Source organism: Bradyrhizobium murdochi, assembly GCF_000472965.1.
Classification (GTDB): Bacteria; Pseudomonadota; Alphaproteobacteria; order Rhizobiales; family Xanthobacteraceae; genus Bradyrhizobium; species Bradyrhizobium murdochi.
On sequence record NZ_AXAU01000002.1, the window covers coordinates 1 to 22,069 of the forward strand.

The 22,069-nt window shown below is 56.4% G+C and carries 20 protein-coding genes and 1 pseudogene; 11 read left to right on the top strand and 10 right to left on the bottom strand.

From position 1 onward, the window contains the following. Positions 1-855: Ig-like domain-containing protein (locus YUO_RS40065; RefSeq protein ID WP_035726276.1), on the bottom strand; the 855-nt coding region annotated here is incomplete at its 3' end. A gap of 337 nt (positions 856-1,192) precedes the next feature. Then, positions 1,193-1,408, bottom strand: coding sequence for a hypothetical protein (locus YUO_RS46025; protein ID WP_156908526.1), 216 nt, complete (start codon positions 1,406-1,408; stop codon positions 1,193-1,195). Positions 1,409-1,845: 437 nt separating this feature from the next. Here YUO_RS46025 and YUO_RS0107555 point away from each other — a divergent pair, with 437 nt between their 5' ends. Together YUO_RS0107555 and YUO_RS46030 are read left to right on the top strand one after the other, a co-directional pair. After that, positions 1,846-3,453: a calcium-binding protein gene (locus YUO_RS0107555; RefSeq protein ID WP_198028000.1), complete on the top strand. Its 1,608-nt coding sequence runs from the start codon at positions 1,846-1,848 to the stop codon at positions 3,451-3,453. Between the two features lie 228 nt (positions 3,454-3,681). Then, positions 3,682-4,224 carry a hypothetical protein gene (locus tag YUO_RS46030; protein WP_156908527.1) on the top strand — a complete coding sequence of 181 codons (543 nt, stop codon included), beginning with the start codon at positions 3,682-3,684 and terminating at the stop codon, positions 4,222-4,224. A gap of 928 nt (positions 4,225-5,152) precedes the next feature. Here YUO_RS46030 and YUO_RS0107570 read toward each other — a convergent pair. Continuing rightward, positions 5,153-5,566, bottom strand: coding sequence for a hypothetical protein (locus YUO_RS0107570; RefSeq protein ID WP_028346723.1), 414 nt, complete (start codon positions 5,564-5,566; stop codon positions 5,153-5,155). 696 nt (positions 5,567-6,262) lie between these two features. Between YUO_RS0107570 and YUO_RS0107575 the strand changes: the two genes are divergently transcribed. The 6 genes from YUO_RS0107575 (at position 6,263) to YUO_RS46035 (ending at position 12,610) form a co-directional block, all read left to right on the top strand. Further along, complete coding sequence (locus YUO_RS0107575; RefSeq protein WP_156908528.1) at positions 6,263-6,484, top strand: PilZ domain-containing protein; 222 nt, start codon at positions 6,263-6,265, stop codon at positions 6,482-6,484. 280 nt (positions 6,485-6,764) lie between these two features. Continuing rightward, entirely contained in the window at positions 6,765-9,602 is a 2,838-nt protein-coding gene (locus YUO_RS0107580) for a hypothetical protein (protein WP_156908529.1), read from the top strand. A 41-nt stretch (positions 9,603-9,643) separates the two neighbouring features. After that, on the top strand, positions 9,644-10,672 hold the full coding sequence (locus tag YUO_RS0107585; RefSeq protein ID WP_156908530.1) for a TAXI family TRAP transporter solute-binding subunit: 1,029 nt from the start codon (positions 9,644-9,646) through the stop codon (positions 10,670-10,672). A gap of 140 nt (positions 10,673-10,812) precedes the next feature. Beyond that, on the top strand, positions 10,813-11,295 hold the full coding sequence (locus tag YUO_RS0107590; protein ID WP_235782653.1) for a hypothetical protein: 483 nt from the start codon (positions 10,813-10,815) through the stop codon (positions 11,293-11,295). Between the two features lie 26 nt (positions 11,296-11,321). Beyond that, positions 11,322-11,846: a DsrE family protein gene (locus tag YUO_RS0107595; RefSeq protein WP_028346728.1), complete on the top strand. Its 525-nt coding sequence runs from the start codon at positions 11,322-11,324 to the stop codon at positions 11,844-11,846. Between the two features lie 326 nt (positions 11,847-12,172). Further along, positions 12,173-12,610 carry a hypothetical protein gene (locus YUO_RS46035; protein WP_156908531.1) on the top strand — a complete coding sequence of 146 codons (438 nt, stop codon included), beginning with the start codon at positions 12,173-12,175 and terminating at the stop codon, positions 12,608-12,610. A 93-nt stretch (positions 12,611-12,703) separates the two neighbouring features. On the opposite strand, the gene YUO_RS0107605 is transcribed toward YUO_RS46035, so the two are convergent. Together YUO_RS0107605 and YUO_RS46040 are read right to left on the bottom strand one after the other, a co-directional pair. Then, the gene (locus YUO_RS0107605; RefSeq protein ID WP_028346730.1) at positions 12,704-13,096 is read right to left on the bottom strand and encodes a hypothetical protein; all 393 of its coding nucleotides are present in this window, start codon (positions 13,094-13,096) and stop codon (positions 12,704-12,706) included. A gap of 295 nt (positions 13,097-13,391) precedes the next feature. Then, positions 13,392-13,592, bottom strand: a complete 201-nt coding sequence (locus tag YUO_RS46040) for a hypothetical protein (protein WP_156908532.1) — start codon at positions 13,590-13,592, stop codon at positions 13,392-13,394. A 349-nt stretch (positions 13,593-13,941) separates the two neighbouring features. Between YUO_RS46040 and YUO_RS46045 the strand changes: the two genes are divergently transcribed. Next, positions 13,942-14,112, top strand: a complete 171-nt coding sequence (locus YUO_RS46045) for a hypothetical protein (protein WP_156908533.1) — start codon at positions 13,942-13,944, stop codon at positions 14,110-14,112. A 1,028-nt stretch (positions 14,113-15,140) separates the two neighbouring features. Here the strand turns inward: YUO_RS46045 and YUO_RS43655 are convergent. The 3 genes and pseudogenes from YUO_RS43655 to YUO_RS47665 all read right to left on the bottom strand — a co-directional run. Beyond that, positions 15,141-15,572 (bottom strand): NUDIX domain-containing protein, encoded by a 432-nt coding sequence (locus tag YUO_RS43655; protein ID WP_051379299.1) that lies wholly within the window; start codon positions 15,570-15,572, stop codon positions 15,141-15,143. A gap of 338 nt (positions 15,573-15,910) precedes the next feature. Continuing rightward, positions 15,911-16,333: a hypothetical protein gene (locus YUO_RS0107620; RefSeq protein ID WP_028346731.1), complete on the bottom strand. Its 423-nt coding sequence runs from the start codon at positions 16,331-16,333 to the stop codon at positions 15,911-15,913. A gap of 1,624 nt (positions 16,334-17,957) precedes the next feature. Beyond that, positions 17,958-18,137: pseudogene (locus YUO_RS47665) on the bottom strand (hypothetical protein); the annotation flags it as partial. Between the two features lie 138 nt (positions 18,138-18,275). Here YUO_RS47665 and YUO_RS0107630 point away from each other — a divergent pair. Both YUO_RS0107630 and YUO_RS40080 read left to right on the top strand, forming a co-directional pair. Beyond that, positions 18,276-19,415: a PqqD family peptide modification chaperone gene (locus tag YUO_RS0107630; RefSeq protein WP_156908534.1), complete on the top strand. Its 1,140-nt coding sequence runs from the start codon at positions 18,276-18,278 to the stop codon at positions 19,413-19,415. Next, positions 19,402-20,478 carry a nucleotidyltransferase family protein gene (locus tag YUO_RS40080; protein WP_051379301.1) on the top strand — a complete coding sequence of 359 codons (1,077 nt, stop codon included), beginning with the start codon at positions 19,402-19,404 and terminating at the stop codon, positions 20,476-20,478. The genes YUO_RS0107630 and YUO_RS40080 overlap by 14 nt, the downstream gene beginning before the upstream one ends. 77 nt (positions 20,479-20,555) lie before the next feature. Here the strand turns inward: YUO_RS40080 and rfbD are convergent, their stop codons facing one another. Together rfbD and rfbC are read right to left on the bottom strand one after the other, a co-directional pair. Next, positions 20,556-21,470, bottom strand: coding sequence for a dTDP-4-dehydrorhamnose reductase (rfbD, locus tag YUO_RS0107640; protein WP_028346734.1), 915 nt, complete (start codon positions 21,468-21,470; stop codon positions 20,556-20,558). Further along, positions 21,470-22,024 (bottom strand): dTDP-4-dehydrorhamnose 3,5-epimerase, encoded by a 555-nt coding sequence (gene rfbC / locus YUO_RS0107645; RefSeq protein ID WP_028346735.1) that lies wholly within the window; start codon positions 22,022-22,024, stop codon positions 21,470-21,472. Before rfbC ends, rfbD begins: the two co-directional genes overlap by 1 nt. Positions 22,025-22,069 lie beyond the last annotated feature (45 nt).

Sequence of the window (22,069 nt, forward strand, 5' to 3'; positions counted from 1 at the left end):
GCCGTCCGTCAGCGCAGCGGTCGTGTAGGTCCAGGCGCCACTGCTGTTGGCCGTGGCGGTCCCGATCTGGGTCGCACCGTCGAACACCTTCACGGTGCTGTTCGCGGCCGCGCTGCCGCTCACAGTCAGCGTGTTGTCGTTGGTGATGCCATCACCGGATGCGCCGCTGTCGTTCGAAAAGTGGTCGATCGTTGTCATCCCGCCGCCGCCGCCTTCCACTGGGAAAGGCGGTGGGATAAGTGGACCTGGAACGAGTTCACCATTTACGATCGTTGCGGAGCGGACATTTTCCCACTGAGTAATGTTTATGTCCGCATTGACTTCCTGAAAGAGAATGTCGTCGTAGCCAAACGGTCCGACAAAATACACGTCCTTGAGGGATACCGAGATATCGTTTGCATCCGCGGCAATACGCAAGCCAAACGGACCACCTTGGAACACCACGTTATCGAACGTGAGCGTGCCACTCCAATCATCCGCAACAAACATACCAGCAGTTGCAGCGGTGGTGTGGGCGACGATCGTCGTATTCGTGATCGTCACATTCCCGGTGCTGCCGGGGGCATAGATCTGAATAGTATCGGCGTGATCGCTCCCTTGTCCCGTCGACTCGAGATACGAATTGCTGATGGTGACGTCTCCGTCACCCCCAATGCGCACACCTTCCCTGGAGCTAATACGCATATGGTCGAGGCTGAACGAGCCAAGGCCGACAACGGACGCCGTGGAGCCAGTGTCGGTAATACTCTTGTAGGAAAGCGTCCCGCCATCTCTAAGCGTGACCGAACTCGAACTCGTAACCCCGCTCAACAACGGGTCGTTCCAGTTCAGAGGGATGTTGTCGTAGGTGGCCATCGTGTTTCCTTAAGCGCCGCATCCGTGCACGCAGCGGTTTTCTGTTGAGCAACAGTTGTAGCGACCAACGTTACCGTGTTGTGGTCCCGTCGTCGCCAACCATACATTCCGACGGACGAGGTCGCCGTCGGCGGAGGCTTTTTTGGGACGACATGTCGGCCCACCCAAGGTGATTTCTCAATTACTCCGCCAAAGTTCCCGCGCCGGAATTTAGTGCAGCAGTTCGTCGACTTAGCTTCCAGGTTCAGATTCTTCTTCAGTTTCGCTGCCAAGTTCGTCGAGGGGTCGTTCCTCACGCTCGCCACTGGCATATCGTCCGCCAGCTTGTCTTCAAAGCTTATCGAAGCTTGGGAACTTGCGCGCTATGCAATGCGATGCAGCACGGCAGATGCTGCGCGCGGTCTTCTGAGAGCCCTGAGTTCGGCAACAAGATCGTCGGCTGTTCTTCAATTTCAGCAGGAGCGATCAGCGAGTGGCAATGTTCAATGACACGCAGGCACGCCCGGTCGATTTGTCTGTTGGAAAAGCAGCCTTTGATTTTGGCACCGATCATTTCCACCTGCACTTGCCCTGGGCGGACCGCAGACACGCGAAGCTGGAGCTGAAGTTGCGCAAACCGTCTCCGTCGAACGCATGAGAAACGCATAGCGGTGGGGCGTCGTCATGTTCCTGCACGACAGCCCATTGAAATCTAAGGTGTCATCCCACCCAGCATGTAGGGTTCCCACCGAGAACAAGGAACACGTTTCCATGGCGAAGCGCGCGGCCGGCGGTGAACGCCCGCCGCAATCGTAATCGGATCCGCGTTCATTGCCGCCCGGCTGTCCTCGCGCTCACAAATTAAATGTGATTGGACACGATGCAACTTTTAATTTAATTATCTCGCTGTCACCAAATTAATTTGACCTCATATGTTTCACCGCGCCTTTAATACGATTTCGGCGCTGGGTTTTGGTTGATGTCGTTGCCCGGGTTGCAATGGAGGAAAAGATGGCAAAAGCCTATCAAACAAAAAGCCAAGCCGTTCAGCAGTTGATGGTAACTGAGTCTTTTGCGGATTCTGCCTTTGACTGGCTCTCCCTTATTTATCCCCTCAACAGTTTGATCGTTGGCACCAGACATGACGACGTCCTCAGCGCCCAAGCTGACGGCGATGTTGTCTTGGGCCTTGCAGGCAATGACCTTTTAAGCAGTGCATTCAACCGGACAGCATTGTTCGGCGGTAGCGGCAACGACACGCTGACCACCACAGTTGTTGTCCCGCTCCAGGGCGATGCGCCTGTGCACGGTCTCGCCATTCAGTTCGGCGGAAGAGGCAACGATGATCTCGATGCGACCGTCACCCTTCAGGGTGGGAGCACGCCTCAGAGTACGGAGGCAACCGCAGATGTGCTACTCCATGGCGGCAGCGGGAATGACAGGATCAACGCCACGGCAAATGTGACGCTTCCTGCTTTTGGAACAGTGACCGTCAGAACCGATGTAATCGGCGGAAGCGGCGATGATACCATTCAAGCCCATGCTGATGGCCGTAACATTATCGGAACCAGCATCGCGATGAATAGCGTCGAGGGCGGCTCGGGCGACGATCACATCACAGCGCATGCCGAAACGGAATTCTTTGCGTTGCGCGGCATAGCCAGCAACGTATTGTTCGGTGGCGACGGCAATGATGTCCTGGATGCGTCTGCTGAGGGGCGATCCAATTTCACCGAGTCGGTTACAAATGAGCTTCACGGTGGTCAGGGCAACGACGTACTGCATGCTTTCAACCTGACAGACTCCAATAGCGGCAGGCCAGTTGGGATCAACCAGCTGTGGGGCGATGATGGCAGCGACACCCTCGAGGCGACTCATTCCACCGATGGGGAGAACACCGTCACGGATGTCACGAACTACCTGGATGGCGGGAAAGACAATGATAACCTGACTGCGAACTCCACCGCGCTTGGTGGCTTTGTTCGCGCACTCAATCAACTCGAGGGCGGCGATGGAAGAGACAGCCTCACGGCGCGTCTCGACGCTGTAGCTCACGGCGGGCCGGATCTCGGGCTGGATCTCTACAATGTCGCGAATGTCCTGAATGGCGGTTCCGGAGATGACCAGCTCACCGCGTTTCTGTCGGCAACTCCCGTTTCTGGGGTTACAGACAATTCTGTTGCCGAGAATCGTCTGGATGGCGGCGCTGGAAACGATGTCCTTGCGGCAACAGTTGAGTCAGGTTCGATAGGATCGAGCTTCCTCAGCGGTGGTGCGGGCAATGATCAACTCACCGTCTTTGGTGGGTCACAAAATGTTCTCGATGGGGGCGATGGCAACGACACGCTCACGAGCGGCATCGGAAACGACGCTATGTTTAGCGGATCCGGCGAGGATACGTTTGTCTTTGCCGCTGAGAACGCGCATGACACGGCCGATTTCGAAAAGGGGCAGGACAAGATCGACCTCACAGCTTTGGCAGCGAATGGCATCCACGACTTTGGCGATTTGAACATCGAGGCGACCGGTGGGAACACCATAGTTCACTTTGATACAGATAATGACCTCACCATCGCCGGCGTCGTGAACCTCAGCGCAGGTGACTTTTTGTTCGCGTAGCCGGCCGGTAGGCATATTGATTAGTAGGCCATCAGTCGCTTCGGCGACACGCGACGCGCTCACAATCGTCTCCAGCCTGTCTAAGGCGCAGTGGTGGGAGCGACTAGAACCGGGCCGGCGAGTCTCGCCGCGCATTTCTCGCTGCGAGGCCGCCTTTGTTGATCATCGCCGCTGGCCGCGACCTCTCACCGGAGCGGCGGCGTCGATTCGGCGTGGTCGCGGAGGTCATTGGCCAACGTTCAGGTTCATTCGCCAATCGTTTGCCCACGGCAGCATGTCAACGTGATCGGCCTGACCAGCGTGTCCGCGACCAGATCGGATATCGACTTCAGCTTCCCGCGCGGCATTGCCCACTTGTGCGCCGGCGGGCACTGGCCGGGAACCGGGCCGCGAAAACGCGGTGCGGCCGCAATTGCTCTGACTTCGTTAAATGTCCACATGATCTCAACCAGCGAAGCGGCCGCCGAAGCAATTGGCCCTGCGGGCACCGGCGGTCATGCTGATGAAGCCCAGCGCGACCGGTTCGCGAAATGCGACGATGGTGCTGGCTCCACTGACGCCTTTGGCTTCAAACTGTTGCGTGTGATCTTTGCTGGCGATCCGGAACGCTCGATCTCGGCCCCAATATATTTCCAACGCACGTTTGGCGATGCCAATGCCGTATGGCGACGGACGTCTCATCCTGTGGCACCTGAAATTGATTTCGCTTCGCGGCGGGGCATCGCCTCGGCGCAGGCTGTCGGTGCAGTTCGGCGTTTGTCATTAAATTAGTACGCGTCTATTATGTGTAAGAGCCCTGTAAAGAGACGGTGAACTGTACTTCAGGGTTAACCTCAGTGACAGACATCAAGCTTAGCAAGCGAATTCCGTCGCGGCAGATTTGCTAGATAATAGTATGGTTCAAGTCGCGCGGATTTGCGAACCTTTACGCCAGGCTCCGTTAAATTGGCGCCTAGTTTGATTACCCGACGGCACCGCGAATGCGGTCCGCGACGGCGACTTACCGGCAGTTCTTGATATGGCAGGGGCACATGGCAAACTTGTCGTACTGGCTGCTGATTGTAACCTGCTTCTGTTTCGGCTTTCACGACTATCCGGTTTGGACAGCCTTGTTGCTGGGAGTGGTAGCAGCAGTTACCTATCCTCATCGACAGGCAAGATACATTTGAAATCGGGATGAAGGAGTGGGACGTTGCCTATCCACTTGCGATAGTCGCAGCAAGCGTGCCGCCAGCAGGCATTTTGTTTGCAGTTGGCTGGCTTGCTGGTCGAGCACTCTCGCAAATCTTAAAGTAAGCCAGCTTTCATCAAAGCTAGCGCCGTCTATAGCCGATATATGCGATGAATATTACCGTATTCCGCATCGGCTTTCCTGGCTGACGGGGACCGAGCCTCGAATTATCCTTTGCTTGAACACTCCGGGCTCAATGGGCCTACTACGAGTGTCCACTCATTCGGAGGATGTTCACGGCTTCTTAGCCATTGCATTCTTTTGCGTTGCTCGTTGGTGGCCGTCAAAATCTTGCTCAGTAACCTGAGGCAACTCCAGATCGACTCAAGTGAGCGGAAAGTTAGAACGGGATCGAGCACCTGGATTTTGTGCAGAGACCCTGCTCGCCCCTGCGTGAGTATTCTGCGCTGGGCGGGGACGCGTACGTCGTACGCTTTCCGAACCGGCGTCGTTGTCGTCGAACCATTCCTAGGTCAATCCACTATCCTTCGTGTGGGAAGTGTGGTGCCCAAACTCGAAATCGGGAAACCTTGTGACTAGCGCGGTCTTCAAAAACTGGATATGCCTTATAGTCGCTTCCAGTTCGTTCAAGCGCCTCTGCCCTTCTGCTATCTCGCGGCCGAGCAAATTCTGATAATGGCTATCCTCCGGATCTCGCGTCAGATACTCATCGGAATCATTGCCCAAGGTTACTGCCGATCGCGCTAGCGCGTCATCGATACGTGCTTTCAGGCCAGCCTGCTCAGTTCTCGCGCCCTCCAGCGCATCTTCTATCGACCGAAAAATGGAAGTAGCGCGGGCACGGTCAGTTTCGGTATCCCGGCTGGCCGATCGCGCCTTGAAATTGACGGCGGTGCGCACCTTTAGAAATCGCTGAAACATCTTCGAGCTTCTCCAGGATGGGTTGGGTCGAGATAGATGCTGAGTCGTCACAGCCAAGTTATCACGAAATGCGAACGTTCGGCGCAAGATCGCTTTCGTGCGAGTGATGCCGGTCTATGGGCGGATCGAGGCTCCCCAGTTGATCATCCAAGCAATCGCCCGCGCATGGGCAGCCCATCGCTGTCGATTGGAACTGTGTTGATGCCGCACCGATGCCGATCTCTGATCAGCAAACTCCGAAACCACCCGAACGAGATCAGACCGTGAAAACGAGTTGTGCTCGCCGGAATGAAACCTGAAAGGCCGCGCGCAAAGCTTCGCGCCGTAAGTCATCCTCCAAGCAATCTGCATTGGGGCCCTCTCAACACAATCGACTCGATGCGACCCGCGACACCTGGCTTTCCGCTGCTTGCAGGTTTCTGGGCATGTCCGCCCCAAGTTGACGGTCGCCAATAAATGGGTGATACTATTTAATTGTACTAACAAGATAACCCCTGATAATTTAAAAATCGTCTTGGGAGGAGGTACGCCGACCTGAGGCAAAGGCTCATTTCATAGTCGCCATTGAAGGTAATGGCCGGAGGGCATCCAGTCTAATTCGATCATGGATCGCGTTTGGCCCGAACCGCGCATCTGTCGCCATCGGAAATAGCGAGGAGGATTTGCGCGCCTCGAACTGATTGCGTGGAGGAAATCATGGTTGAAGTGCACCCCGTAAGGCTAGGCTCAATCAGTTTCGGCCGTTCGAAAACTATTTGCACAATTCGTAGTATTTCTGCTTACGGCGCCGCGCTTGATGTCGCTGCAGATGAGCAAGTCCCCGATGAGTTTGCGCTGACCGTCATCCCCGACGGTGACCCGCGGCGCTGCGCGGTCGTTTGGCGCAAAGAGAAACGCATCGCTGTCGCGTTCTATTGACTTGCCCACGAAAGGAAATTCTGCAGGACGTCCTCCGGGAGCGATGCGCCGCCGCCTGGTATTGTCTTGTCATCCTGTGGATGATCCTTGAAAACTCAGCCTGTGAGTGACCCTTGAAAACGCCACACGCGATGAGAGCGACCGGACGGCAGGTAAAGGACCGGTCATTATTAATTTGATTTAATTTTGATTTAATAATATAAATGCGCATTGAGCTTAGACCGTACTTGCGAACTGAATTGTGAAGTGACCCATAGACCTGTTTAAAAAGGCGTCACGTTTGCGCCAGCCCATTGAAACTGCTCCGAGGGACGGAAAGGAAATTTGGGTCGAGGATGATCGATCGGCTTACGATGTCGCGCATTGGTCATCTGAGACAAAAGAATGGGTCTGGAAGAACGGCAGACCAATCAGGATCACGCCGACACATTGGTCTCCAATAGCCGAGCCTCAGTATCAGGAAGACGATCAGTCGAGCGGCCCCCTTTGGAACGATCGCGTGCGCCGATGGTTTATCGCTTCCTTTATCGCTGCAAGTCTGGTTATGGCTGCGTTGCTCGGCGTGCATTTCCGCACCGAGCTGGTCGCTTTTGCGACGCGATACTTTGATCTGCCAGACATTGCCGATCTCGATAGCAAGGTGGAGTTGTCGAGCAAGCCGTACGACGAAACTGCGCGGCTCCGCCAAGCGGACATCATGGTGGAGGAACTGCGGCGGACCCTTCAACAGGAACAGGCCGGCGCCAACGCACTCGCAGACGAGCTTTTGGAAGTTCGCCGCGAAATCGAAACGCAAGCCATGCAATTGCAGAAGGCCGTCGATGAAGCTCGGCAGCAGAAACAGACGGCAGAGGCAGCCGCTTCCCAATTACAAGAATCCCTGCGGCAGGAGCAAAAGAAGACCGCCGCCCTCACCCAGGAGATCGGCATAATGCGCCAGGCGATGACGGCAGGCGCAGAGCAGCAACGCCACGCGCTCGAAGGCGCACAGGCGCGCGCCGCGACACTTGCGAGTGAGCTTGCCGGAATGCGGCGCGAGATCGAAACGCAGGCCGCACAGTCGCAAAAGGCCGTTGATGACGCCATATTGCGGACGCAGGCGGCGGAGGCCATCAATGCCGAACTGCGCGAAACGCTGCGGCAGGAGCAACGGAAAACTGCCACTCTCATCCAGGAGGTCGACGCTGCGCAGGCGATGAAGGCAACCTCCGAACAACAACGCCGCGCGCTCGACGAGGCACAGGTGCGTGCCGCAACGCTCTGGAGCGAGCTTGCCGGAGCGCAGCGCGATATCGAAACGCAAGCCGCACAGTCGCGAAAGCTCATTGATGAAGCCGTGCATCAGAAGCAGACGGCAGACGCTAGCGCCGCCGAATTGCGAGAATCTCTGCAGCAGGAGCAACGGAAAACTGCCGCTCTCACCCAGGAGCTCCACGCAGCGCGGCAGGCGATGAAGGCAACCGCCGAACAACAACGCCGCGCGCTCGACGAGGCACAGGCGCGTGCCGCAACGCTCTGGAGCGAGCTTGCCGGAGCGCAGCGCGATATCGAAACGCAGGCCGCACAGTCGCAAAAGGCTATTGATGAAGCCGTGCAGCAGAAGCAGACGGCGGATGCTAGCGCCGCCGAATTGCGAGAATCCTTGCAGAAGGAACAACGGAGAACTGCCGCTCTCACCCAGGAGATCGAAGCTGCGCGCCAGGCATTGACAGCAGCCGCCGAGCAACAACGCGGCACGCTCGAGGAAACTCAGGCGCGCGCTGCGACACTCGTGAGCGAACTCGCTGAAACGCGTCGCGAGATCGAGACACGGGTCGTGCAGTCGCAAGTGGCAGAGGGTGAGGACACGCAACAAAGACAGACGGCGGAAACAACTATCACCGAACTGAGGGAATCTCTACGGCGGGAGCAAGAGAAGACTGCTGCGCTTACTCAGGAGTCCGACGCTGCGCGCCAGGCGATGACGGCAGCCGCCGAACAACAACGCCGCGCGCTCGAGGAAACTCAGGCGCGTGCCGCAGCACTCGTGAACGAGCTCGCTGACACGCGTCGCGAGATCGAGGCGCGGGTCGTGCAGTCGCAAGTGGCAGAGGGTGATGACACGCAACAAAGACAGATGGCGGAAACAACTATCGCCGAACTGAGAGAATCCCTACGGCGGGAGCAAGAGAAGACTGCGGTGCTTACCCAGGAGTCCGACGCTGCGCGCCAGGCGATGACGGCAGCCGCCGAACAACAACGCCGCGCGCTCGAGGAGACACAGGCGCGTGCCGCAGCGCTCACGAGCGAACTTGCTGGAACGCGTCGCGAGATCGAGATGCAGGCCGCGCAATCACAAAGAGCGATCGATGAAATCTTGCAGCAGAAGCAGAGGGCGGAGGCTGCCACTGCCAAATTGCAAGACTCGCTGCAGCAGGAGCAAAAGAAGATCCCCGCCCTCGCTGAGGTCGACGCGGTGCGACAGGCGATGGCGGCGAGCGCCGAGCAGCAACGTCGTGCGCTGAACGAGGCTGAGGAGCGTGCCGCAACACTCGCGAGCGAGCTTGCTGGAGTCCGCCGCGAGATAAAAGCGCAGTCTGCGCGGTCGAAAACAGCGGACGATGCGGCCATACAACAAAAGCAAGCCGCGGAGCGCACCATCGCGGAACTGCGGCAATCGCTGCGCAAGGAGCGCGACAAGATCGGAGCAATGGCACGCGATTTTGCGCCCGCACGGCGGCGCCCTGCGGACCAGCGCGAGTCCTTCGGGCGCGCGCAGGACAAACCGATCAGTCCGATCGTCCAGACGACGCTGGCCGCAGGCGCGGGCGCAACGAAACAGCCGATGGCCTCTGACACACAGAGTAAGACAGAGGCATCACGATTGATCGCGCGCGCTGGCGCGCTGCTCAGTCAAGGCAATATCGGTGCGGCGCGAATTGTACTCGAGCGCGCCGTCGAGGGCGGCGACCCCCGTGCAAGTTTCATGCTCGCAGAGACGTATGACCCCGTCATTCTGTCCGCATGGGGCACCTATGGAACGCGTGGCGAGTCGGCGAAAGCACGTGAACTTTACGCAACGGCGCACAGCGGCGGCATTCCGGAGGCAAAGGACCGGATCGACGCATTGCGTGAGTGAGGGATCAGGACCGCATTCACGACGGACAGTTGGAGACGGAGATGAACACGCTGCCGAAACTATGGTCATTTTTGCTGCTCGCGGCGATGGCGCCTGTTACCTTGATGCTTCACTCGGCGGACGTATGCGCGCAGCCCGCCAAGAGCGAGCGGGCCATCAGCCGCGCCTCAGCGCATGACCAAAGAGAGAAGATCAACGCCTGGACTGTCGGCCTCGCCGGCGGTTTGCTGGAGGGCGCACCTATTCGCCTGGCGGCAGAGATGGCCCGCATCGTCGATGACGGTCCGAATCTACATGTCCTGCCGATCGTCACTCGAGGAGCTACCGAGAACGTGAATTCGCTGCTCTACCTGCGTGGCGTCGATACCGCGATCATCAATTCCGACGCGCTCGAAGAGTACAAGATTCAGATACCGGAGATCCGGAGCCGCATAACCTATCTTCTCAATCTATTCCCGTCGGAGCTCCATATCTTCGTACGACCCGAAATCGAGACTTTGCAAGACCTCGCCGGCAAGAAAGTGAATTTCAACACCCAGGGCACGGCCGCCGCCTACTCAGGACCGCTGATCTTCAGCCGCCTAGGTATCAATGTCGAAAAGACTTTCATTCCACATCAGGTCGCTCTGGAGCAGATGCGCAAAGGGGAGATTGCGGCGGTCCTGTTCATCACCTCGAAACCCGTTGACGCTTTCGTGCGCGGGCGCTGGGACGAAGGCTACAAGTTCCTGTCCGTTAATTTCGACAGCAAGTTCGAGGATTACTACCTGCCGGCAACGCTTGAGGCGAAGGAGTATCCCAACTTAATCAAGCAGGGCGAACGCATCTCAACGATCGCGGTGCCAACCGCTTTGGTTGCGTTCAACTGGTCACCGCGATCGAAACGTTACCCGCCCGTTGCTCGTTTCGTGGATTATCTGTTCTCGCGGATCGACCGGCTGCAGGCCCCGGGATTCGATCCAAAATGGAAGTCGATCAATCTCGCTGCGACCGTCCCCGGGCTCGACCGCTTCTCGGCGGCGCAGGAATGGCTGGATCGCAAGGCGCGCAGCGCACAGGCACGGCCATGAAAAAAGCAGCGCTCCCGCTCGCTGTGCTGTTGGATGCAGCTTACAGCATGGCTTTCGCGCAAGGCGCCAGCGAGGTAATGGCGCATCTTCGCGCATGCTCTAATATGGAGCTTGCTGTGAGGACGGAATGCTTGGAAACCATGCCGCGCAGTATCGCGCAAGCGGCCGCGGCAGGTAGTGACAACTGGCTGGTCAGCGAGACCACCTCGCCCGTGGACTATTCGCCGGTTGTTGTGGCGACTATGTTGTCTCGCGGCGGCTCCGATAGCGCCACGATGCAGCTCTCGATCCACTGCCGCGGCGGCCGTACCGAACTCGTGGTCACGGGGCCTGCGGTCTCGCGCAGCGCCGAGGAGTACCTGATCTCCTACCGCGTTAACGACAATCTCCCAGTGCAGCTTCCCGCTGCCCGCCCATCATTCGGAGCCGGCGCTGCGCTCAGGGGCGACGTGGTGCGACTGTTGCAGTCGCTGCCCGATGAGGGAGAATTCGCTGTGCGCCTTTCCTCGCGAACAGGTGTGGCGTCCGAGGGACATTTCTTGCTTGGCGGCCTGAAGACTGTCCGCGAGAAGCTGGCGACGGCATGCAAATGGCCACATGCCGTTGCCAGGCCACGCAACTAATGGTCATCGGACAGGAGGGAGCTCACATGACAACATTTGGAAAAATGGCTGGAGCCACCGCGGCAATTGCGGCACTGCTCTTGGTCGCACCGCCGTCGGAAGCGCAGGTGAACAAGAAGCAGTCCACGCAGGCGACCAAGCTCCCGGCCGTTACCAAAATCACGCCCACTCAGGATGCCACGAAGCCGCACCGCCTTATTCTGCAGGTAAACAGCAACGAGCCGGCGATGATGAATCTGGCGCTTAACAACGCGAGCAACGTAGCTCAGTATTATCAGGACCTCGGCGAGAAGGTGAATATCGACATCGTCACCTTCGGTCCCGGCCTGCATATGCTGCGTGACGACACTTCGCCGGTCAAAGCGAGGATCAAGGCGCTCTCGGAAAGCCAGCCTTCGATTTCCTTCGAGGCCTGCAGCAATACCCGCGAAAACATGGGCAGGAACGAGGGCAAGGAGATTCCGCTGGTCTCGGAAGCAAAGGTCGTGAAGTCGGGCGTGGTACGTGTGATGGAACTGCAGGAGCAGGGCTGGACCTACGTCAAGCCGTGACGCGCCCGCCCACTGCTGCCATGGGCAAGGAATCTGGTCCAACCAATCGTTGCGCCGGACTAAGCCCAGCGGATGCGGCAATCCTGGCGGTGCGGTCCAGTTGATGCTGCCAAGGTGCCAGTTTGGTTCATAGCCTGTACTAAACGGGTCTGGCAGCAGGATTCGGCCGCCTGCCGTGCCCCACGGTGTCGCCGCCGAATCAAAGGATTAATCCGCTCGCGCGGTAGGACGCTGCGGCCGGCGACACAGCCAAGAGGATAGCGCAGCAGGGCGCCCTGTCTTGAGATGAGGGGTTCGCAACCTTCACTCAAGACAAGAGCATCCCCATGACCGACGAGGCAGGAAGTCTAAGCAGCGTCGTTAGCCTGGCGGGTAATTGCCACAACCTCCACTCTGTCTACCTCAATCAGCATAACAAACGTAAAATCATCTGCAGCCGGCGCCAATCCAACAGCACGCTCGAAGGCGGCTATTTCTTTCTCTGTAGCCGGCCGAAGCCCGAACACAGAATCCACTGGGCAAACGGGGACGCCGTTCGAGCTTATCTCATGCAAATCCAAACGGAACTCTGGCACCGCGCACATACCGCGTGCAAACTCGATGTCTTGCGCCTGAAGAGCAAGCGTCGGCGTTCCGTTGATATCGAGCGTGAAGATCTTGCGTTCCGGTTGCTCCAATTTTCCTATGCCCTTAGATACAATCTATTTAAAAAGCGGAGAATTTTGCGTCGCGATCACGAATGGTCGATCTTGATCGCCAACTGAATGCAGCGTCAATAGAAATCACCCTAGGGGAGATGCAGACGGGCCGCCGAGGCCCTACCCGGCAGTATTCAACGTCTGCAACTCGAAAATCTTTCAACCCGCCTCTCTTAAGGGCCGGGGTTCAGGATATGCGCAGGCCTCTTTTAACAAGGCATCGGTGGCTTCCTTCAAGACAGCCGCGTCATTGCCCGGCAAGTAGCACGCTTCTAGATTGAACACGATAATGGTTAGTCCCAGCGCGCGCGGCCAATCACCTGCATCCGACAATTGATGTATAGTTTTCGAAGCGTGCTTCAAAACTTCCTTTCGTTCTGCGCTGGAGGCGCTCGCGTAACGCCTACGTAAAAACTCGAAACTCGACTTCACAACACCAAAGCACGCCGATTTTGCAGCAGGATCTGCAGCATCAATCCGCGGCTTCAAGTCCTCGTATCGCTTGCGGAGGACATTGGCTCGCGCTTCGTGCCAGAGGTTCAGAAATTTCATTCCCCCTCCTGACCAGCTTCCCTGATTGATAACCAATTAGAAACGCGGAAAATGCGGCAGCCGTGCGGCGGAACCTCGGGATCGCCCCGGGGGAATTGCCCTGGTCTCGCGCGGCAAAAGCTGGCAGGCACCCGACGATGAACTGCCCTTCCCCCTGAATCGGAATTGCCGCGTTGGAGCGCTCAGCAATACAGGCCGTCTACGCGAAGCTATCGCGGTACACTTGTCTTAAACCACCAATAAGCGGCGTTCCAACTCGACGAACCAACCTCAAAACATTGATTGAGAGCTGGCCTCAGTGCTTAGGCAATTCCCAGCCCCGCACACCGGGTCTTTCTTGAGGAGTGGCCAAGGACTCGATGGCCGACTCTTCTTCCAAAAGACGACGTTCAATATACTGGCGCTCAGCGTCCGTCAGCATCGTCTTCAGCAATTGCCGGTAGCGTTGTACGTTATTGCGATGCGTTCGTAATCGAACAAAACTCTCTTCAATCATGGGTCGTTACTCTCAACCGATGCATCATTAAAAGATATTTCAATGTATTTGGCTTAAAAAAAGGACTTGCCCGCCTGAGCTTATCGCCGGCGAGTAAGCTGTCAATAATAAATGGAGCGGTGGGTTAAGCGGAGGCGTCCTGGCGATGGTCTAGCATTTGACTTCTGACACTTGCTAGCTGGGCCCACCGTCCGCCGGCTGCAGGGCGCCTATCCAACGGACCCGCCCGCCCCTCCGCCAAGCCCGCAATTTATGATACCCGCCTTCAGATTGCTCGTATCGTCCAGACTCTTGCGTCTCGGTACCCAAAAGTTAAGCTCCTAGCTTTGACGGTTTTGGGGGAGACGAGATGTTGCAAGGTATTAATTGGTTACTTGAAGACCCTATCGCTATTTATGTGACCGTCGGGATTGCCGTTTCAATCATACAGCACTACCGAGAGATGAAGCTGATTGAGGTGAGAGCGGCGGACCTCGCGGCCCGCATTCAAAGGCTCGAGGTACTTATGATGACCAGCTAAGCAGGCATTTGTGCCGGGTCATTGCAGCACGCTCCACGCCGTCAGGTGCCAGCTCGCGGGTATTTTGCAGACCAGCGAGATCACGGAATTTCTCTCTTTCGCCGATCTTGCTGTGATCCAACGCAACCGACGACACCCGTAGTCATAGCAGACGGCGTGCCGTTAGTTTGCCGAGAATGGTCCCAATTCGAACCCGGCGTCAGTGCTGACCAAGCGGCTCGCGATACACTCATTGATTGACCGTTTCCGTGATCTAATTGCCAACTGAGCCAATTGGATCCCGCGACCGGACCGCCTCAGGAGTACGCGCTGACACAATCGGGCGGAAAGGCAGTGTTTGAGTTCGCGCTTGGCGCTGCTCAAGTGCATCCCTCAAAACTGCGGTTACCTTACGGTCTATGAGCTCGAGGCGGTCGGCAGTTGCATTGGTTTGAAGACGAAGCTCCAGCAACTCATCCCCGATGAGCCGCCTAACCGTTCCCCCACAAGCACAGAGAACACGTAGCAGATAAATAGTGCGACTAAAATGCTACTTATGATTGTTCGGTATTCAGGAAATACGTTCCAAACCGCAGCCCCCAGAATTGCGGCAGTAGTCCAGCCAACGACTTTGAAGAATGTCTCCATTTCCAATACTCCTACAAAGAAAGTCGAAGCTTCGTACTCAAGCTATTTATACGCTCCTGATTGCGGCGCGGGATTTCAGTTAGACCGAACGGACTTAGGAGAGTTACGACCGTAATGAGTCGATGCCGTGGGCCACGAAAATTCCGAGACCTAGAACCAACAGAAATGCGATTACGGCATCAAACATGGCGATAAGCGAAGGCCGCTTCTGCTGATCAGTCAAAAAGATTCGACTTCATAAAGGGAAGGTTTTGCCTGACTGGTGCATCAAGGCCACAATGAAGCCGACCAAATTCGGGCTACCGTGGCGCGAAGAGGATGCTTCCCGCTTTCCGCAATTTTGTTGGTCGCTGCCGGTCGCCATGGTTAGGGAGGCGGCTCAAAAACCACAAAGTGTTCCGTCAAGTATTCAGGTAAGCTCTCAATGCAAGACGTGTAGTCGGTACAAGCCTGGGCTCAATTTCGGCAAGCTCCACCGGTTCTACGATAAGGAGAGATCCTTCGGTGATGGCCAGCGCATCCACTGGAATATCGCGCACGACGAAAAGATATCCGTGGATCGTTCCTCCCTCGCTGTCGATGTCCTCACCCTCAAAGCTTCCAAGATGCTCAAAGCGATCCGCTGGGACAAAATATCCGATCTCCTCGTGTAGCTCGCGAACCATGCATTCCAAGAAAGTTTCGTTGCCCTCGCGGTGACCACCAAATAGACCAATCTTACCCGGGTTGGTGATGCCGACAACATTGTCGCGCAATTGAAACAGGTAACGCCCAAAAGTATCAATAACGATCGCACCGGTAGTTTCGCGATACCGCAGCTGCTTGTCCTTCATTTCGCAATCCCTTGCCACCACGCTCTTCGATCCTCTCCGATTTGCGCTCTGCGTCATGCGGCACTTCCCGGGGGATCAAATTATTCTGCTCGATGTCGCCTGCCCAGCCCATGCATCGCAGTTTGTCGTGACCGAAAATCGTCATGGCCTCGCAGCGACCCATGCCTTGCGACGGCCCCCTTAGCAAACAAGACCCGCTTCGCATAGGCCGATAGCGATTTCCGCGATGATGTGACCATCAAGGATGAGCATCAATTGATGCCGCAGGCGTGATCTCGCCTACTCACTTCGCTCTATCAGATGGACAGACACGCACGCTCCCCCGTTCGACAGCGCATTCATCGAGGCTTTGAGCTTCGATTTAATTTTTCGAGCAGCTGCAGCACCTCTGAGCTCACCTCAATTGTGTCTGCTGTCGGCAATTGCTTCTGGGAGGGACGCGGCGCCTGCTTTTCCATCTGCGCGCGCGATGCGGCTTGCGCCAACGCGAGAGCTGATGCCTTCCTCTCTGCGATGGCAAGGAGTATGAGGCCGATAACCATAGGAAATAGGCCGATGAACTCCCAGTCGTCTATCGCAAAACATAGTACGAAACCGAGGATAAGAAGAGTTGCTCCAGCAATACGCATCCTCACCCCAATAAAATTACCCAAAAACCCCACATTTTTATTGGCTTTGGCGCGCCTCCACAAGCTTGGGCGGTATTTGCGATCATTTGAGAACAGCCCGGCCGCCAGAAAGCGGCCGCGATCTTTTTTCATCGCCACTGCGATTGCATGAATAATCTGCCAGGAAGAGCTTTTGTTTTCTTTGTGCCGCTTCTAGTGAAATTGAATCGGACCGCCATGGTACCGATCTGGAAAAAAGCTGATCTCCGCGCTGACTTCGCGCGGGCCTCTTGACCGCCGCTGCCTGTTCGGCCCTTTGCACCGCTTCTCGCAACTTCAGCAATTCGGACATCTGAACGGCGAGCGCGTGCGTAATAATAGCTGCCGCCCTCAGTTTTTCTAACGATGGACGAGATTCTACTGTCACGAGCAAACTCCTTAAGGAAGTGTGAGCCTTACCGAATCGCGAATTACGTGTCGATCAGCGCTCACGTTTAACCCTACCGCTGAACGTTAATTCAGCAGTACCGCTTCCCTGCCCGCAATTAATCCCATTGAAGGGCCATGGACGGAAGTTCTTGTAATCAAGCAGCGTTTTCCGCCCAACTTTTTAGGTATATAAATACCTCCGCCTGCAACTAGCGTGCGCTGTTCGATCCGCGAGTGGCAAATCGGTACTGCACATTTAAATTGTCTGCTTTATGATTATGATTTAATATGCTCTGAATTAATTGAGTGGGAATTGCGCCATGCCGAACGACATCGAGATCGAAGATCGCCGCAAATTTCTGATTTCTTGCGGAAGGTTCGCCGCTGTAACTCCGCCGGCTATGACTTTACTTCTGTCCACTTCATTGACGTCAACGGCGATTGCCCGGTCTGGCCATTCTGGCAATCACGGCCGGCCGGAACATTCCTTTTTCGACAATGATCCCGATCCCCCCGGCGACAAGAAAGTCTCCGACGACAAGAGCCCGCGTGAGGAACAAGCAAGGCACGGAGACGGCAATCACGCCTCCCTCGGCGGTGGTGGTGGCGGCGGTGGCGGTGGCGGTGGCGGTGGCGCTGGTGGTTCAGGAGCGAATGCCTCGCGAGGCGGAAGTTCGGGCGGCTCTCGCGGCGGTGGCGGCTCAAGCGCACTCTATGGTGGCGGTGAAGACGATAGATGGCGGAGAGGCAGCAGGCCCCGATAGGTGGAGGTGTTGGGCGCCGTCCTCGTTGCGGGCAACAGCGTTTCCTTCCAGCAGGCTCGCTCAAGCATAGTGCCGACTATGGAAGTCCTGTCGGGGACATGAAAACAAAGGTCAGACGCAACTAGCAATTGCGCTGCGCCCCTTGAATCGCTGACACCAGATGCAATTGCGCACTCAGGAAGACGGTTGCTGCCCGCAGCGCCGGCGATGATCACCGCCCAAAGTGTAACAATCATCAGATAAGAGACTGCTTAAGCCTTGCGCTCGGCGCAAGATCCGTTTCTTCCAGTCCGAGGGTTGGTTTTATTTCGAATGCCACTGCCGCCGTACGTTGCCATTACACCAGAAGTTGGTGAACGGTGTACACACGTTTGGCGGCCTCCTGACTGAAGTGGCTGTTACGAGTTTAAGCAAGCGCTGGCGGGCCGCGGAACGTCATCAGTATATTGCGGCTACCTCAACTCGCGGGTTGTCGAGAAGCGTGCGTTCAGCAGCTTGGTCTGGATCGACAGGAGTGCCTAGAACAACCAGTCAAGGAACCGCTCAAGCCAGTTAGGCAGATCGGGCCGCTGATGGGGTCTTCCACCTCCCCCACCGCTGCCGGAGCGTGCAATCGCATCGGAATTCAGTGAAGTTGACAGTAACAGGGTCACAGCGGGAGGCGTAACGACGGCAAATCTGCCGCATGCCGCCAGAAACTTCCGCCTGTCAGCATCGAGATCTAGCTCCGCGTTGAGGACCGGCCCATCAGTATTTTTGTTCATGGCTTGGGCTCCATCTTAATTTGAGCGGACCGTGTCAAGTTCCCGCTCTACTTCCAATTTACTCGATTTAAATTTTCGGCTTAAATAATGTCAACTTCATCGCGAAGATTATTTTGACGCACCCTTGTGGAGTCCTGCGTGACATTCAGACCAGATCTGATGGAATCCGGGCCTGGCAGCCCGATTCTACTGCGTCCAGCCGCAGATGCGTCGTTCGCGTTGATTGATGATCGACCGGTCCTGTTCAGCGAGAAAAGCCAGCAGATCTATGAGCTAAATCAGATCAGCGCTTACCTGTGGTGCAAACTTCTTGACCAGAATAAACTCGAAACGATTGCTGATGAACTAAGCGAACTTGGGCTCGGCCGCGAGCAGGCGCGTAGTGTTCTGAGTCAAGCCCTGCAACAATGGCTTGATTTGGAACTTGTAGAAATGGAATGGAGGCTTCCATTTGCCAGCGCGCTCCAGACCCGATTAGCGCAGCGAGCAATCAGCATCAGAGCCTCTAACGAAGCATTGATCAAGTCTCTTGAGCCGCTCTTTTGCGACTTGAACCCGGGACCCGATCAAGCGGATATCACGATCGAAGTTGTAGAAGTCGGCGACGAGGTTCTCTTCCGCAACTGCAGAAAGAGTATCACTCGATGTCCCATCACGAGTTTGGCTCCTGCGATCAAGGCCGACCTCACTGAGCGCATCATTCTACAGGATCAGCCTGATTTCGCTCTGCATGCTGCTTCGCTGGTGTTTGGCGATAAAGGACTGCTCTTATGCGGGCAGCCGGGCACCGGTAAATCGACCCTTGCGCTTCAGTTAGTCAGTAACGAGTACCGATATTGCGGTGATGACGTCGTTATGATTTCTCCAAACGGTCTTGCGCAAGGGCTTCTCTTCGCGCCCACCATCAAGCCGGGCACCTGGGAGGCGATTTCGAAAGCTCGCGACGATTTAAGTCATGCCACTGCCCATGACCGCACAGACGGCATACGCGTCCGGTATCTACCTGTAGCAGATGTGCATAAGGGAAGCTTCCAGGTCGAGTGGATTATCTTTCTCAAGAGAGTTGACGGGACGTCGGCAGAACTGACGCCCCTTGGACAAATCGAATCCATGCAGCGAGTGATCAACGGGTCTTTCGCTGCCAACGGCAAACTATCTCTGGCGGGGTTTGCAGCGCTGAAGAAAATAATCGGTGGGGCCGGATTATTTGAGCTGACCTATGCGGAGGCTGCTGACGCAGGACGTAAGCTGAGAGGTCTCTGTAATGGCTTTTCCTAGCAGCACTCTGGTCAGGCTCTGCCAATGTCTCGGAGGCAACGCGCCCAGCAACCTGGATTGGATGGCTGTGTTGGAACTGGCCAACAATACGCTAACAACCCCGCTTTTGATCGATCTGGTTCATCAACCTGATCAATCAGTTCCCGAGGATGTAAAGGCTTTCGTTCGAGAGATCTACCGGCGAAACGCGCTTCGAAACGAGTTCCTAAGTGCTCAATTGGAAGAGGCGGTCGCGGCGCTTAATGAACGGAATGTAATACCGGTGCTGCTAAAGGGCTCAGCAATCCTCGCAACAGCTGCTCCTGAACGTCGCGCAACGCGAATCATGGCTGATCTCGACATATTGGTCGAGCCCGATCAGATGGAGACGGCCCTGTGCGCGCTCTCCGACCTCGATTATCAGTGCCATTTTCGAACCCCGCCGGAGAGCAGAAAGCAATACACGGACCTAAAGCGACCGCGCGACGTCGGTATGATAGACCTACATCAAGCAGCGCCAGGTCCAGATTATTTCTATCGTTCTTCTGGACAATTGCTTGAACATTGCATGCCCGTATCGGTTGGCCGCGGGGCCGCTTATCTTCCGACACCGACCTTTCAAGCTTTCATGCTGATCATTCACGACCAATTTCAGGATCATGATTACTGGGTCGGCGAAGTAGATGTGCGACATCTGGTCGAGTTGAGAGACTTGGCTAACGCGGCACAAGGAATAGACTGGAACCGCCTGATGTCGTTTGCTCCGGGCCGCTTGGCACGAAACGCCATCGCAAAACAGCTAATCGCCCTGGCAGAATTTTTTGACGTTGACGTCCCTGTTGAACTTCGCAAACGGTTCATTCCACAGCTTCAGTTTAGAAGGCTATTGCTGCAGTCCCGTTTCCCTCTTGCACGTTGGCCACTCCTCGCGATTGCGATTCTTGACTACGGAAATTACAGGAAGGAGCTTGGAGCAGAATATCAGACTGATAGCCGAAGAAACGTAACGTTGACCTTACCGCGAGCCGATACGCTGCGGCATTTCTTCGGACTCGTTGGCAATCACCGCATCGGGAAAGTGTAATGGCGGGACGCTCGCCTTGGCCTCGTATTCGAACTGCCTGGGCGACCCAGAAAGGCAGGCCGGGCCTGACGCGCCGTTTATCGAGGGGTTGAAACGTCATCTGCTGCAACGAAACCGTCAAGTTCCGGCGCCAATGCATCTCGCCAATTCGGCATTACCACACCAAACTCGTCCTTGAGGCGAGACAGGTCGAGGCGCGAATTGCTTGGCCGTTTGGCCTTCGTCGGAAAATCGGCAGTTGCGATTGGAACAACGGTTTCGACTTCGAGTTTAACGCCGCGGTATCGCAGACCTTCGACAATGGCGCTTGCAAATTCGTGCCAGCTAGTTTCCCCAGCACAAACGAGATTTACCACGCCACCTTTCCGCGCGAGCAGATCATTCAGGTTCGCGAGGTTCGGCAGCACGATGTCGGCAACCGCATTACCAATCGCTCGAGCCGTCGTTGGCGCTCCGATTTGATCTGCGACGATGCGCAGCTCCTTGCGCTCGCAGGCCAGGCGCGCGATGGTGCGGAGGAAATTGGTACCCTTGGCGGCGTATACCCAAGACGTGCGCGCGATCAGATGCGGTCCACCGGCCGCCATGATTGCCATGTCCCCTGCAAGCTTGCTCGCGCCATAGACCGAGATTGGGCCCGTGGGGCTGTCCTCGCGACGCGGCGCATCACCGGAGCCGTCAAAAACGTAGTCTGTTGAGAAGTGAACGAGCGGCACGCGGTGCTTGGCCGCCCATTGCGCGATGACCTCGGGCCCTTTGGCATTAACGAGGAACGCAAGCTCGCGCTGCTCCTCGGCGCGATCAACGGCGGTATAGGCGGCCGGATTTACGATGAGATCGGGTCTGAAATGCTCGAGCCGGTCCGTTAACGTTTCCGGTTTCGACAGATCAAATTCGGAAGACGAAGGCGCTATAATTGTGCCTTGGCCAGTTAACAAGGGGCGCAATGCGCCGCCGACCTGGCCGCTCACTCCCGTCAACAAGATCCGCATCAGGTTTGCCCATACATCGGCAGATTCTTGACGTCTTTCAGTAGCGGGGCATCGGCATCTTTGGCTGAAAGCGAGGGAGCTTCAATGCCCCAATTTATACCGATCGCGGGGTCGTTCCAGCGGATGGAGACTTCATCCTTGGGGCTGTAAAGATCGTCACACTTGTAGAAGAAGTCTGCGGTCTCAGATAGGACGACAAAGCCATGTGCGAAGCCACGAGGAACCCACAATTGCCGTCGGTTCTCCTCGCTCAATTCTACGGCAACATGGCGTCCGAAGCGCGGGCTCCCCACCCGCACATCCACCGCCACATCCAGAACCCGGCCGCGCAATGCAGTAACGAGCTTACCTTGGGTGAAGGGGTTTTGCAGGTGTAGCCCACGCAACACTCCATGGCTGGAGCGGGACATGTTGTCCTGCACAAATGGAAGGCTAATGCCGTGCTCTGCATAGCGCGGCAATTGGTAGGTTTCCAGGAAGAAACCGCGTTGGTCGCCAAACAGCCTCGGCTCCAGGATTAGGACCTCGGGAAGCGCTGTCGCAATAACGTTCATCTTGTCCGACCGAGCAACATTTCACGTTAGCCAAATACCAAATTT